The organism is Neorhizobium vignae (assembly GCF_000732195.1).
GTDB classification, from domain to species: Bacteria; Pseudomonadota; Alphaproteobacteria; order Rhizobiales; family Rhizobiaceae; genus Neorhizobium; species Neorhizobium vignae.
Genome location: NZ_JNNU01000015.1, coordinates 138,378 through 153,275, shown reverse-complemented (window position 1 = coordinate 153,275; position 14,898 = coordinate 138,378). Strand labels below are relative to the sequence as shown.

General features: G+C 59.8%; 6 protein-coding genes. 1 reads left to right on the top strand and 5 read right to left on the bottom strand.

Going from position 1 to position 14,898, the window contains the following annotated elements:
- On the bottom strand, positions 1 to 1,611 hold a 1,611-nt coding region (locus tag GQ59_RS23545), incomplete at its 3' end, for a T1SS-143 repeat domain-containing protein (RefSeq protein WP_037085816.1).
- Between the two features lie 612 nt (positions 1,612 to 2,223).
- Positions 2,224 to 3,558: a glycosyltransferase family 4 protein gene (locus GQ59_RS23540; RefSeq protein WP_084683274.1), complete on the bottom strand. Its 1,335-nt coding sequence runs from the start codon at positions 3,556 to 3,558 to the stop codon at positions 2,224 to 2,226.
- 139 nt (positions 3,559 to 3,697) lie between these two features.
- On the opposite strand from GQ59_RS23540, the gene GQ59_RS23535 reads away from it, so the two are divergent.
- Positions 3,698 to 4,960 carry a hypothetical protein gene (locus tag GQ59_RS23535; RefSeq protein WP_244448035.1) on the top strand — a complete coding sequence of 421 codons (1,263 nt, stop codon included), beginning with the start codon at positions 3,698 to 3,700 and terminating at the stop codon, positions 4,958 to 4,960.
- A gap of 394 nt (positions 4,961 to 5,354) precedes the next feature.
- On the opposite strand, the gene GQ59_RS23530 is transcribed toward GQ59_RS23535, so the two are convergent.
- From GQ59_RS23530 to GQ59_RS23520, 3 genes are all read right to left on the bottom strand, one after another.
- Positions 5,355 to 6,140: a LuxR C-terminal-related transcriptional regulator gene (locus GQ59_RS23530; RefSeq protein WP_037085811.1), complete on the bottom strand. Its 786-nt coding sequence runs from the start codon at positions 6,138 to 6,140 to the stop codon at positions 5,355 to 5,357.
- Positions 6,141 to 6,568: 428 nt separating this feature from the next.
- Complete coding sequence (locus GQ59_RS23525) at positions 6,569 to 8,032, bottom strand: oligosaccharide flippase family protein (RefSeq protein WP_244448034.1); 1,464 nt, start codon at positions 8,030 to 8,032, stop codon at positions 6,569 to 6,571.
- A gap of 125 nt (positions 8,033 to 8,157) precedes the next feature.
- Positions 8,158 to 14,703, bottom strand: coding sequence for a type I polyketide synthase (locus GQ59_RS23520; protein ID WP_037085864.1), 6,546 nt, complete (start codon positions 14,701 to 14,703; stop codon positions 8,158 to 8,160).
- Positions 14,704 to 14,898: the final 195 nt, after the last annotated feature.

Below are 14,898 nucleotides of genomic sequence, written 5' to 3'. Positions count from 1 at the left end.
CTGAACCAGCGCGTTCTCGCCGACAACCGGAATATCGTCGTCGACCGTAACGGAGAAGCTGCCGGCCTGCGAATCGCCATCGGCATCCGTTGCCGTGTAGTTGAAAGTCAGCGGAAGAGCATCGCTCTCCGAAGCGTGGTCAAGCGGCCCCTTCAGCTCGAACGTGGCCGTGCCGTGCTCGGAGGTCGGATCGAGGGTGACGGTGAACACCGCCGGACCTTCGACATTGCCCCTGTAGGCTGTGATGGTGACCGTGCCGTTGGCCGAGACCGTCGGCTCACCATAGACAATTTCAAGACCACCCGACGTCAGGTTCTGCGGCAGGCCGTCCTCATTGAAGGCTATCGAACGGCCGAAGGCATCGCCTTCCGATTCACCCTTCACATTGGCGTCGGCGCCCCATGCGATGCCAAGATCCGCCGAACTGACGAGGCTTTCGCGCGGTTCCCCTTCGTCGTTGCCGCTCGAAAGATCGTCCTCGTTCACCGGGACGAGCGTTACCGAGCCGCCGATCGACGGACCGTCATCACCGATCTCGATCGAGAACGAACCGGTGTCGGAATCACCATCCTTGTCCGTGACTGTGAACGTAAAGTTCAGTCGCAGGGCGTCATCGGCGCCGATCTGGCCGAGATCCGGATGGTCGAGAGGCTGCGACTGCGTATAGGTGAAGGCGCCGGTGGTAGGGTTGGTGACCGTCAGCGTGAAAACGGTGACCGTGGTCTCGCCGACGGTGATCGTGCCGGTGACCGTCAGGCCGTCAGCCGAGGTCGACACCGTGACGGCCTGACCGCCGGACGTGAGCGGCGCAGCAACGCCGCTGCCGGTCCCTTCCGCCATGTCGGAAGCGCCCTGGTAATTCACCGAGGATACGATGCCGAAATCGTCGCCGCCGTCGAAAGCGAGCGTGCCCGTGATCGTCTCGTTGCCGATGACGTCATCGGCCAGAACCGATTCGGAGAAGATGAACGGCGACCCCATGTCGAAGGCGTCCGGCTGATCGTCCGCCGCCGTCCGGTCGTCAAGCCCTCCGCCATCGCCAAATTCCGTATCGCCGAGCAGCGAGGCGAGCTGAATAGGGTCGTTCTGGCTCCCCTGGATCGAGTCATCGAATTCAGCGCCGGAACTGGCCGGGCGTCCGGTTGCGCTGAAGGATCCGTCCGGGCCGGCTGCGACGTTGATGCCGCTGTCTTCCAGGGCCGCGAAAAGCACCTGCTGGGGTACCTCCACCTCGCCGATCAGCATCGTCGGGATCTTGGCCGCGCCGTTGACGATGACGATCTCGGTTCCGTCCGCCTGCACGAGGATCAGGTTTGCGCCGTCGACCCGGATATCGTCGATCGATACGGTCGTTGCCAGGTGAACGATGTTGTTGGCGTCCGGGGTCACTTCCGCAGCCGGGGCTGCTGGAGCAGCGGCCGGCGCATTCGGATCGGTCGGGATGCGGTTCGTCGTCGGGGTGCGGCCATCACCGGCCTGCGCTACCTGGATCTCATGCTCGATCGGAGAAGGCGTGGAAGACGCTGAGATCTCCTCCTGGATTTCCGACGAGAAATTCTCAGTCAGGTTTTCTTCCGAGATGTTCGACAGGCGCGGATCTTCAACGGACATGACTCTAACCCCCAATAAAAACTGTGCCGCAATCAACTCCGCCGCCAAATATAAAGCAAGACTTCCTTAACCTTCGCGATATAGCCGGTTATGTGTCGGGACCGGATTTATTGACAGAAGGTTAACTGCGGCGGCGCAAGACGTATTAAAGCCACACATCTTGCTTCACTCGGCCGCAAAACATGGTTTCCAAAGAGTTATCTGGGATGGTTGTTACGACCAGAGACGCGCTCTGACCGAATGACCTTGCGCCTGGGCGATCGATTCGTCTGTGAACGGGAGCCTGATTCGGATCTCAAGCCCGCCCCCGTCCATGATGGCTGCACGCTCGACATGGACGCCAGATAGGCCAGTCAAGCTATAAGTGGCGGTTAAATGGGGCCGGCAAGCTTCCGTTTCCTTGTTAAAAAGCCTGCATGAGGGTCGAACAATTTACGAATACCTTACCACCCAAGAAATTACTGGGAAGGCGAGAGGCGCATCGCTCGTATATACTATAAAATTTTAATAAAATTTTCATCACTTACCCCTGGCCGATTATCACCTGATCGGAAATCGGCTTCGAGGTTCCAGTCCTCAAGCGCATGCCCTGGCTCGGTTGCCGGACGACCGTCACTTACCTCCAACGTTCAGGATGATCTGTTTTCCCCGTTCGTTGGAGTTTACATCCTCGTCCTCTGCAGCCGTGGTCTGATTTTTGATTGCCACGGCGTAAAGCTGGATGATTTGCGTGATCTTGTCGTCCCAATCGAAGTGCCTGAGCGCTTTTGCGCGACCAGCTTCCCCAAGTCGACGCCTTAAGTTCACATCATCGGAAAGACGCTGCATCGCTTCGGCGAACCCCGCGACGATATCGTCTCGCGACGTTGGCGGAATAAGGACGCCACAGTCATCATCCAGATAGTCGTCAGGGCCGCCCCACTTTGTGGCGATGACAGGCAAACCTACGGCCATCGCCTCAAGAACAACGGCACCGCCGCATTCGTGAATACTGGGCATGACGAAAACATCGGACTGCTGCAGAACCCGCGCACATTCCCGTTGAGGCAAAAATCCGAGAAAGCGTACCCGGCCAACCAAATCCATGGCCTCAACCAGCGCTTCGAGCGTACTCCGCATCGGGCCGTCACCGACAATATCCAGCTCCACGAGTTCCCGGCTTTTGACGCGTCCAAACGCCAGCAGGAGAAGGTCCGCCGCCTTCCAGTCGACCAATCTCCCCAGATAAACGAAGCGAACCGGCTTCCCCGGCAGATCGTCCGCGTAGCTGCGTTGCGTCCAGAGTTCGGCGTCAATGCCATTTTCAACGAGCACCGCCGCGGTGCCACCGATATTCGTGGGGAGAACCGCGCGTGTTCTTTCGTTGGCTGCCAGTAGCAGTGCAGCTTCTCGCTTGCCGCGCATTAAAAGATGCATGCCGTCTGACAAACGCCGCCCCAGCTTAAACAGTACATCACCCCAGCCACTTGTTCGTCCCTTCGGATGAACGCCCGGCGGATAGGACATATTGCCGTTCATAGGTCCGATAACCACCGGCGCACCTACGTTGACGATGAGCGATGGTTCACGTGGCGAGACGGGAATCGGTTGGTGGACGACCTGGATACCCAGCTTGTGAACCAGTTCGCGGGTTACGCGCCGCGCGGTCATCTGCGTAGCGACGCGGCTGATATAGCCGACGGTGATGTTGGCGAGTTGGTCAGGCACGTGCTGCCCCAGCTTCCACATCAGAATATTCAGCCATGTGTCCTTGATGAAATGCATATGGTCTACGGCGTCGGGTGCCTGAGAAGTCAATTCCTCCCGGGTACGCTCGTGAACGACAAGCCAGGTCTCTATGCCCCGGGCGCGCAGTCGGGTGAAATAGTGCCACGGAAGGGAAGCTTCGCCACCGAACTTCAGGGAGGCGTGTTCCGCGACAATCAGAACCTTATCGATCGAACTCATGTTCCAACCTTGCGAGGAGATCGCCGCCATTTTCTGGCACCGCCGATATTTGAGCAACGCCGACTAATGCCGCCTGTGGCTACACCTAAAGAAGGTGAGAGACGCCGTCCGTCGGGCAGGCGGTCGCTTCGGGTTTACATTGGCTTTTGTTGACTGCCAGATCGCCGATGCGGGAAGGCTTACGCCTTTTGTCCATGATGCCGCACAGGATCTCCGGCGTTTATGCTCTCAGGTTGTATTTCTCTATCTGCCGATAGTTGTTCTCGCGCTCAGTAAAGATGGAATTCTTATGACAGCAATGCGCACCATCATCTTGTCTATGGCATGGCTACTGTCCGGCCCGGCGTCTTCACAGGAAATAGCACCGGGCGATGCCCCACCAAACTCGGCGCAGATCTTTTTCACCGGCCATAGCTTGATCGACAATCCTCTGGCCAACTGGGTCGAGATGATTGCCAAAAGCCGCGGCAAAAATATTGCCTGGGAGCAGCAGATCGTCATTGGATCCCCGCTGAGGTATCGAACGCGAGGCGAGAACGACCAGGATTTGAGCTGGGCCGGATACAGGTACGGGAAGAACCGCAACGGCGATCAGATGGATGTCGTCGGGGAATTGCTTCACCCGCGACGCATCGGCACGGGGCACCCTTACGACACCGTTGTCGCAGCGGAAAACCACAATTTGCTGAACATGATCGTATGGGAAAACGCGATTGCCTATCTGCGCCATTTTCACGACCGCCTTCTCGACGGCAACCCAAAAGGCCGAACCCTTTATGTCCACACCTGGCTTGGCATCGACAAGGACGATCCGCAGCCCTGGCTGGAGCACGAGACAAACGCTTCGGTCGTATGGCAATGCGTAGCAGAGAAAGTAAAGCTGACACTGCAGGCTGAAAAGCGCCCGGCCAATCTTTCCGTCGTGCCCGCCGGAACGGCTCTCGTGGAATTGGTGAAAAGGACACTTGACGGGAAGGTTGTCGGTATCACCGGAAGCACCAGGAAAAAACTCGACCGGATATTCCGCGACGAGGTCCATCTGACCGATACAGGCGTCTATTTTGTCGCTGCGGTCCACTACGCCTCAATCTATCGCCAGTCGCCCGAGGGCGCAGCAGCGCCGCCGACCGTGCCCCGGGACCTTGCCAAGGAGCTGCAGAAGATTGCATGGGCGGTCACCCGAGATTTTCTGCAGCGGGAAAGCCTGCACCCGCCGAGCATGGCAGAATGCCGGCGCGTCATCGTCGAAAAAGTATGCCGAAGCTTCTGGGTGCAGGTCGGCGAACCGAACGAGGCGGGCGGCTGCCAGAGCTATTTTGCCGAAACCCATCCGAACTCCGGGGGCAACCCCTTCGTCTGGCCGGATCCGAATTGGAAGGCCCTGCCAAAGCCAGCCCCTTAGCTACTTCGTCCATCCCACGATCGGAATCTGTTCGAGCCTGGATGATTGAATCTGATTTGGCGGGACACGCGGGATCGGTCTCACAATCGCGGTATACCAGACCCCATTCCGGTATCACTCGACTGTCAGATGGAAGATGAACAGATCAGCTATCAATGTTCGGAACCTGCGCGCTGCGCCGTTCCCATGTGTTTCGCCAAGCGCAATGGCGTATGCACCGTCGCCAACCCGACAAACATCCATCTCGAAAGTTCGTCGCTCCGGGCGGCATTGCCGCGGCAACGCCCCTGTCAGCGCTGACGTGGTTTTCTATCGTATCCCTTCACCCAGCTGCGAAGGCTCGACTTCGCAGCCGTGATATCTCGGGTCGGCCCGCCAACCGACCGGCGAACGGTCAGTTAGCCGCTCCGTATGGGAAGAGGTCATTGAGTTTGTAGGCGACCTCGGTACGGTTCGTCGCTTTCAGCTTCTTCATGATGTTGCGGATATGGACCTTGACGGTGCTTTCCCGCAGATTGAGCTCATAGGCGATGATCTTGTTGGCCTTGCCTTTGCGGAGGGCTTCGACCACCGCTTCCTGGCGCAGCGTGAACATTCCCGACAACGGCCGGTGTTCCGCCGCCGACGTCGCAGCGCTGACCAGGTGCCGCATGGAGAGGACGCTGCTTGCCGGAACGAAAATTCCGCCGGCAACGGCCAGACCGATCGCTTCCACGCAGACGCCGATACCGACGCAAGAGGGGATGAAGCCGCGAGCCCCGTATTCCAACATTTTCACGACCTGTGCGAGGTCGTCGGAGTCGGAGAGCACGATGATCGGCGGCGACTTGAACTCGGTCGTCAATTTCGAGATGTCAGTCGCAAGTGCGGAATCGTCGGCTTTTCGGCCGCCAATATTGAACAGAACGGCCTGGACAGGCGGATAGAGATCTTTTTCTAGTTTCCATTCCTCGATGGAGCCGACAGCGCAGACATCCATCTCGAGGCCACGCCCGATGAGGGCTTTGGCAAGGCATTCCCGATCAAGCGCTCTCGCGTCGATGATCACAAGGCATCCGTCGTGGTTTGTTCCCTCGCTGCCTCGTTCATCTCTTTCGGCGAGCTTTGGGATGTCATTCATAATGCGAAAGGATTCTGCCACAGCAGGAGAACGGCTGTAGCCGCTTGGTGTGGAACTCATTTTACCCCCTTACCTGAAGTCTAGGATCGATTGTCCCCCTCAGGAACCGCAACTATAAGTACGCCAACAGACTGTCTTTACACCTTTCAACCTTTTATTAAGGTCAATATACAGCAGATACGTAATTTAGTCTATGCGCAAGTAAGCAGGTAGATAAAAATATTTACCGGAGGGGCGAGCTAAGTTCCGATAAGGAATTGGATATCTCCTTATAGTTAACGTGCACGTCAAAATGCTCCCATAAAGCTCGATCCCCGCCCCGCCCATGAACTTTCGGATACTTGACCTGATCCGGCGCAAAACGTCGTGTTTCGGGACAGGGACCACTGCGGCGTGAAAGCAGCCGCCGTCTGGACATCTCGGCGCCAATAATCGGCGGCCGACCTATATATAATGACAGCAAAAAGGGAAGTTTATGGCAGCTTTTCTTAAAACATCGGGCCAGCGTGGTGGAGAATGCCCGTTGCCAGACTTCCGGCCAGATACCCGACAGGCCAGGCCAGCAATACACCCGCTTCATACAGGAAATTGTTGAGGCCGTGACGATGATTGAAGTAAAGAATCGCCGGCAATACGGGCAGTCCGTAAAGTGCGGCCGCCCATACTGCGCCCTCGAAACCGAACAAGTAATAACCCAGGGGCAGGCATGTAAAACTCGAGACCGCGCGAATGAAATTCATGACAGTCTGGTTACGCGGTTCATTGACGGCGAGATAGATCGCGGACAGGGGACCGAAGCGCATCACAAGAAGGCTGAATGACAATATCTGGATAATTGGAGCAGCATCTCGATAGCGATCATCATAGAGCACTTCTATGATTGCCGTGCCACTCGAGTAGATCGCGCCCGCACTTCCGATGAAAACAAGATCCAGCGGCAATCGCATTTTCCAGAACATGGAGCCGAGCTGCTCCGGGCGTTCCCTTGCAATCCTGCCCAAGGCCGGCATTGCCACGTTCAAGAACAGCCGGCCACCGGCACCTTCCAGCATCGAGATAAGATTGAAGGCCAGGCTGTAGAAGCCGAGCATGAGGGGGCTTGTCCATCCGGCGAGGAAGATGCGGTCTCCATTGGCCGCTATCATCGTCAGGATGGACGACAGCATGATCCAGCGGCCAAACCGAACAAGATCCCTTATCGCCGCAGCTTCCCAATAAAGGCTGTTATTCCGACCCGGCAGCCATATGTGAGTAAGAACAGTGGTCGTTAGCGCAGATAAAAGCGTCGCGGCCACGAACGACCAAATCGAGCCGGTGTACCACGCAAGCGAGATCCCCACCGCCAGATTGACGACCTGAGCCACGATCTCGATTAAAGTGACGCGCCCAAGATCGAGGTGCCGGAACGCAGTGATCAGTTTTGTGGATTGCAACCCCATGATCACGGTACAAAAAGACATGCCCATGATGATGGCCGGCAACGACGTGACTGTGTAGACCGATCCGGCCGGAAACATGCCATACTCGGCTGCACGCCCGATCCCGATGGCGATCAGGACGCAGGCAAACCAGATCAGGCAGCCGTGGATGATTTGCAGCGTCCAGGCGGTGTCGAGATAGGATTGGTCGTCGCCAAATTGGCTCTGTATGGCCGCGGGCCTGAGCCCGAGATCGGACAACATGGCGACCGACACCTGAATCATGGTGGCGACGGCCATGATGCCGAACATTTCCGGCATCAGCAGCCTTGTCAGCACCAGGTTGCTTGCGATGCGTATCACCTGCGAGAGGAGATACCCCATCATCGACCATCCCGCGGCCTGGATAAGGGTCGTGCGAAGACGCCGTTTCGGCGGCTGAACCGTCACGGGCAAAGCGTCGAGAAGCGACCGCTCCTTGTCGTGAGGGGAAGATACCTGCTTCCAATCCGAGGGAACGATTGCGTCAGTCACAGAATACTCCTCGTTCTTTAAGAAGATTTTCCAATTCAATGTTGAAGGCACGCAAGCAGCGTGCCCCGAGCATGTCATGGCAATTGCGTAAACAGTATTTTCGAGATCTGGCCATCATTCATCGGCTAAGCAATCTCGGCGACCCGGGCCGGCGCTCTGCCTTGAACTTTGGCCTCCTTATCGGCTGCCCCATGGAGCGCAGCCGAGACACCGGAGGCTTCAAGAACAGCACGCATGTGCTCGGAGAGCACCCGAACATACGGATCGAGCACCATGCTGTCGTGGTCTCCCGGCACTTCCGAGACCCGCAATTGCGGTACATGCCCCCCCCACCCATTGTCAGGCAGCAGTACATCGCGGTTCTGCTTCAGGTGACGGCCGCCACCAAGGCTGTAGAAGATATCGGGCTTGGGGCGAAACAACGTGACCTTGCCGGAATAAGTCCTCACGTCATACCTCAGCAACGCTCTCCTGAACGCCATCTCGATCCTGACATTGTTGAAATACTCAGGCGATTCACCTTGATGCTCCAACTCGAACTTGGCGCGCTGTTGCTCCTGATAGGCGCGACGGTCCCTCAGATACGCGCCGACAAACCGCATCTTATGTCGGCGCATATCCTGCAATTTCATGCTGATACGGTCGCGCAGGCCCAGGCCCGGCTGCCGCGGCATGGGGGTGTCCAGCATGACCACTTGGGAAACCTCTTCTCCTGCATCCTGAAGCTGCTGGGCCATTTCGAAGGCGGTTATGCCACCCCCCGAATAACCGGCGAGAAGGTAGGGGCCGTTGGGCTGCACCGTGCGGATTTCGGCGATGTAGTCGGCCGCCATCTCTTCGAACGTCGCGTGCGGCTCGTGGTCGCCGTAAAGCCCGCGGGCCTGCAACCCGTAGACGGGCCTGTCAGCACCCATGGTCATTGCCAGATGGCGAAGGTTCAGGACATTGCCGAACATGCCGGCGCAGATGAACAGCGGGGTTGCCTTTGCATTCTTACCGGGGTTCATCAGGACCAGATGAACCGGTTTTGCCGCCGTCGGCAGGCTCGCCGCGCGCTCGGACCCTGCGGCCTCGCCTCCATCAGGCAATTCCGCAGCGATACGCTCCGCGCATTGGGCGATCGTCGGCGCCTCGAACAGCGTCGATATCGGCAGGTCGAGCTCATATTGTTTCTTGATCATCCGGAACAGGCGAACCGCGATCAGCGAATGCCCGCCCATGTCGAAGAAACTGTCGTGGATGCCGACCTTGGCGATGCCGAGGAGCTCCCGCCAATAGCCGGCCAGCGTTTCCTCGATCGGATTGCGCGGCTCGACGAACTCGCTTTCGAGGTCCGGTCTCTCGAAATTGTCGCCGGACGGCGTCGCCGTTTCGGCAGAGGCGGCAATCCATTCGCGCAGAGTTTCGAGATCGATCGAACTGATGATCGGCTGAGGTTCGGATGTGCCGAGCGCGCGTTGCAGCGCCGAAAAACCTTCCGCCGGCAAGATACCGTTGCGCACCTGGGTGCCGAGCTTCAACATCGCCGGAGAAAGCGCGGCCGGCTTCGCTTTGGCAGCAGCCGGCAGGTCCGCCTGGGATGCGAGACCCAGAGCAAGATCGCTCTCCAGCCTGCGCATGACGAATTTTTCGGCTTCGAAGATGATGTTGCCGTGAGGATCGGTGATCGTCACGTCGAATGCCGCATAGCCCTCGCCGAAATCGCTGGAGTCGGCGAGTTCCACGATACTGACGACTTCGACCGGAAGAGGCGTGTGAAGGACCACCCGGCCATAGGTTGCCGGCGCCCAAAGCGAGGTCTCGGCGTCGTAGTCCTTGGCAAGCTGCATGGCAAAGCCGGTCGCGATGTCGAGCAGACCCGGATGCAGCAGGACGCCATTCGCAAGATCATCGGCAAAGATCGGGTCCAGTTTCAACTCCGCAATAGCCTTGCCGCGTCCCATCGCCATGGAGCGCAGGACCGCCCAGCGGGGGCCAAAGCGGATATGCTTCTCCTGAACTGCGCGAAGCGCGCTCCCCCCTCCGGCGACCCTTGACCTGTCGCATTGGGAGGCGACAGCGGCGATGTCGACCGTCGCGCGCCTCTGTTGCGCCTGCGGCTTGAGGACGGCTTCGGCGTGCTTGACGAACAGCGTATCCTCGCCATCCGCCGGGCCAGCCAGAACCACGACGCGAAAATGCGCCGCCACCGGCTCCAACCGCACCCGAACGGCTTTCGTCTCGCCGTCATTGAAGGCAAGCGGTCTCAGGAATACGAGGTCCGCCACTTCCGCTTCGAACGGAAGTCCGTATTCCCGAGACGCTTGTGCAATCAACTCCAGATAGCCCGTACCCGGCATGACCGCCTGGCCGGAAAGCAGCCGATGTTCGTCGAGCATCCATACCGTCCCGGGGCTCACCAGCGCCTCGAGCCAGGGCAATCCCGTCTCGTCCTCTTTCCAGTGCTGGAACAACGGACCTCCAGCCGGCCCGGCAACCGGCTTGATCCACCCACTGCCTTCGGAAGTGCCAAGCGCCCGCGCCGCAAGACCGACTTCATTCCAGACGCCCCAATGCAGCGCGACGGTGGCGCGGTCGGTCCGATGTGAACGGCTCTGCGCGAAGGCGTTGAGATAGGCGTTCGCGGCGACGTAGTCGACTTGCCCTGCCCGCACCACATCGGTGCTGGTGGAGGAAAACATCAGGAAGAAATCGAGTGCCACGTTTTCGAATGCCGCGTCCAGCACGGTGGTACCGAGCACTTTCGGTGTCAGGACCCTGTCGATGCTATCGCGTGTCTTGGTCTGCATCAGGCCGTCATCGACCGTGCCGGCCGCATGGAAGACACCGTTGATTTGCCCGAACCGGGAGAGCGAGATCTCGACCGCCCGGCTCATCTGCTCCGGATTGCCGACATCGCCGACCAGATAAAGAACTTCCGACCCCTTCTCCTCAAGCCTCCGGATTGCCGAAATCGCCCGCCGAACGACGCCATGGCCGTGGGTGCGATCGTAGAATTCCCAGTTTTCCCTTGGCGGCACAACGGTGCGGCCGACTAGCACGATCCGCGCCCGGAACCGGCCGGCGAGTTCGTCGGCAAGCGCCAAAGCGACGTCGCTCAAGCCGCCGGAGAAGAAGTAGACGCCGCCTTCACGCAGTGTCGCCTGCTCGGGCGATACGTCTTTCAACGGCAGCCGCTGATGAACCTGCGACCAGCGCCGCCCTTTGCGCAAGGCGACGATTTCGGATCCTGGCTTGGCATGCAGATCTTCCCAGATCTGCTCGATCAACGCTGCCGGTTCCGCGGCCTCCTTTTTCTCCACCCGCCCCGTCATGCGCCCGAAGGAGAACCGCCTGTCGTTCCGCTCGGTCTTGGGCGGCAGATCGATATCGATTACCCTGACCGTGGCACCCGCCATCTCCTTCGGCAGGACCAGGCTGGGCCCAAGAACGGTGGCTTTTTCGGGATAGGGCAACGGCTCGCCCGAGACCTGCTGCATGCCGTTCGTGACGACGGTGAAATGCATGTCCGCAACGCTGGCTGCATCCCCCAGAGCCTGGGCGAGATGCAGCATGCTGTCGAAACCGCATTCTTGGTTCCGATGGAAGAAATTCGAGCCGGGCCGGAAGGTCTCGGCCTGGGTCAGAAGCCACATATGCACGATACGCGACGGCAGGCCGCCATCACCGACAAGCCCGGCAATGAGTGCGTCATATCCGGCGCGGCCCAGTTCCGGGCAGAGCATATAGTCCTCGGCGCTGCGGCGAATGAAAGCGTCGCCCAGGGCCACCGTAACCACACGGTGGCCGGCCGTCCTCAGCGCTTCGACCAACTTCTGGCCGAACCCGGTCTCGTCGAGGAAGAAGAGCCAGGATTGCGCCTCCTTCTCGGCGCCCAGCTCGTAATCCGCTAGCGTCTGCTTCCAGGAGGGGCGATAACCCCAGCGCGCGATATCGGGTTCCTTCGAAAGGACAGGCTCGGTGCTTTTGCCTCTCTCATTCGCTCCGGCGCGGTCTATGAAGAAGCGCTTGTGCTGGAACGGATAGGCCGGCAGCCGGACCCGGCGCGGCGAACGGTCCTGCCATAGGCGGTCGATATCGACCTCGAGCCCGGTCGCCCAAGCCCGCCCCACCGCGGAGAAGAAATGGAGCCGATCGTCGCCGGCCTCGTCGGGATGCGGGAGGCTGTTGATCACCTGGTTTGCCGGGATCGATCCCTGCGCCTTCGTCAGTGACGACAGAACGCGCCCGGGACCCACTTCGATATAGATACGTCCCGGTTCCGCCGAAAGCGCTGCCATGCCATTTGCGAAATAAACGGTCGAACGAAGGTGATCGACCCAGTACATCGGATCGGTCGCCTCTTCCGCGCTCAGCGGCAGGCCCGTACGATTCGACAGGATCGGAATGGCCGGCGCCCGAAGAATAATACCGCGCAGAAAGGCCTCAAAGGCTTTGAGAATGGGCGTGACCAGCCGCGAATGCGCGGCGATGTCGATCGGCACGCGCGTCGCGTCGATGCCCTGCCCCGCCAGAAACTCCCGGAAGCGGTCGAGATCCTCGTTGAGGCCTGACACGACGCAAAGCGATGGCGCATTGACCGAAGCGATGTCGAGCGATGGCGGCAGGAGTTCGGAAAGCCGGGCGTGATCAAGCGGTACGCTCATCATGCCGCTGGGCCGAATGGTCTCGAACAGCTTGCCCCGCAGATGCACCAGGTTGACGGCGTCCCTGAAGGACATCACGCCGGCGACACAGGCCGCGGCGTTCTCACCCATGGAGTGACCGATCAGCGCCTTCGGCCTCACGCCCCAATCCATCCACAGGCGCGCCAACCCGATCTCGGCGATCAGAATGGCCGGAAGTTGAAGCGAGGGGCGCAGGAAGGTCTTCGCAGCCGTAGCGGAACTCTCGCCAAGCCATACCGTGCGGATCTCATTTGCTGCGTCGACAGGCAGATGGGAAAGCCCCTCCTCGACGCTCCGTCGGAAGGTCTGCTCCTCCTCGTAGAGCCGCTTGGCCATGCCGACATATTGAGCACCGCCGCCCGGAAACAGGAATATGGCGCCGGAATTGTTCGGCACGGGCTGATGAACGAAACCACGGCTGCCGGGGTTCGCAAGGACCGCGATGGCGTCCTCCCGGCCACGGACGGCGACCACCATACGATGGTCGAAATGTTTGCGGCCGTGCTGCAGCGTATAGCTGACGTCATCGAGCGAAAGGCCGGGCTGAGCGGACATCGCCGAGCCGAGCCGCTCGGCGGCCTGATCGATCGTCTTGCGCTGACGGGCCGAAAGAAACAGCAGCATGGGATCGGAATCGACGCCGACCTCCGCATCGGCCCCGGCCGCGTCGGCCACGTAACGGCTCGGCGCCTGCTCGATGATCGCATGCGCATTGGTGCCGCCGACGCCGAGCGAGTTGACCGCGGCCCGGCGGGGGCCTGGCGCATGCGGCCACTTCACCAGCTTGTTGTTGACCCGGAACGGGCTCTTCTCGAAATCGATCGACGGGTTGGGGCGTTCGAAGCCGAGCGTCGGCGGAATCTCGCCCTCGTTGACGGCAAGCGTCGCCTTGATGAGACCGACGACACCCGCAGCGGTATCGAGATGGCCGATATTGGATTTGACCGACCCGACGTGGCAGAAGCCGGTCCGGTTGGTGCTCTGCCTGAAGGCCGCCGTCAGCGCCTCGATCTCTATCGGATCGCCGAGGAACGTGCCGGTGCCGTGGCACTCGACATATTGGATGGTGTCGGCATCGACGCCTGCGAGCCCTTGAGCCTCCAGAACCGCTTCTGCCTGCCCGCTGACGCTCGGCGCCAGATAACCCGCCTTGCTGTTGCCGTCATTGTTGACGGCCGTGCCCTTGATCACCGCATGGATCACATCGCCATCGCGCAACGCATCCGAAAGCCGGCGAAGCACGACCACCCCGACGCCGCTGCCGAAAATGGTGCCCGCCGCGCGATGATCGAAAGGACGGCAGTGCCCGTCGGGCGAAAGGATCTCGCCTTCCTGGAACGTGTAGCCGCGCCGATGCGGGAACTCGATCGTCACCCCGCCGGCAAGCGCCATGTCGCATTCGCCGGAGATCAGGCTCTGGCAGGCGTAATGGACCGCGACAAGCGACGTGGAGCAGGCGGTCTGCACATTGACGCTCGGGCCGCGCAGGTCGAACGTGAAAGAAGCGCGCGTCGCCAGAAAATCCTTATCGTTGCCCGTGTGGCGCAACAGGAACATTCCCACCTGGTCGATCAGGTTGCGATTGCTGCAGACGTTGAAATAGAAATAGCTGCCCATGCCGCAGCCGGCGAAAATACCGACCGGGCCGGGCTGATTGTTCGGCGTCCGGCCGGCGTCCTCCATGGCTTCCCAGGCGCATTCCAGGAAATGGCGGTGCTGGGGATCCATGATCGCCGCTTCCTTCGGGTTCAGGCCGAAGAATTCCGCGTCGAACATTTCCATGTCGGGAAGATCGGCGCCGCGGGGAACATAGTTGGGGTGATGGAGACGCTCGGGGTCTTCGCCTTCAGCGATCAGGTCCTCGGGCGAAAACGTCCGGACCGACTCTACGCCGTTTCGCAGGTTCTGCCAGAATTCCGAAACATTGCGTGCACCCGGCACTCTCAAAGCCATGCCGACGATTGCAATATCGCTGGCACAGACCTGGTTTGACCCCTCAAGCATCGACACCGCCCTAATCCACGGAGGCCAACCTGATGACATCACCCCAATGATGCCACGAGCCTCGTTCCGCTTCCCACTGAAATCCGCGAGCGCAAACCCGCAGCCTCAATGTGCTGCCAGCCAAGACGCAATCGCAATTACTCCTTTGGAAGCCATGATCATCCGTATGGGGGAACGCCGGGTATGGCCTGCAAT

Excerpts from the sequence above, each read along its gene's own strand:
- GQ59_RS23520 (WP_037085864.1), bottom strand. The coding sequence starts at position 14,703 with ATGCTTGAGGGGTCAAACCAGGTCTGTGCCAGCGATATTGCAATCGTC.
- GQ59_RS23540 (WP_084683274.1), bottom strand. The coding sequence starts at position 3,558 with ATGAGTTCGATCGATAAGGTTCTGATTGTCGCGGAACACGCCTCCCTG.
- GQ59_RS23530 (WP_037085811.1), bottom strand. The coding sequence starts at position 6,140 with ATGAGTTCCACACCAAGCGGCTACAGCCGTTCTCCTGCTGTGGCAGAA.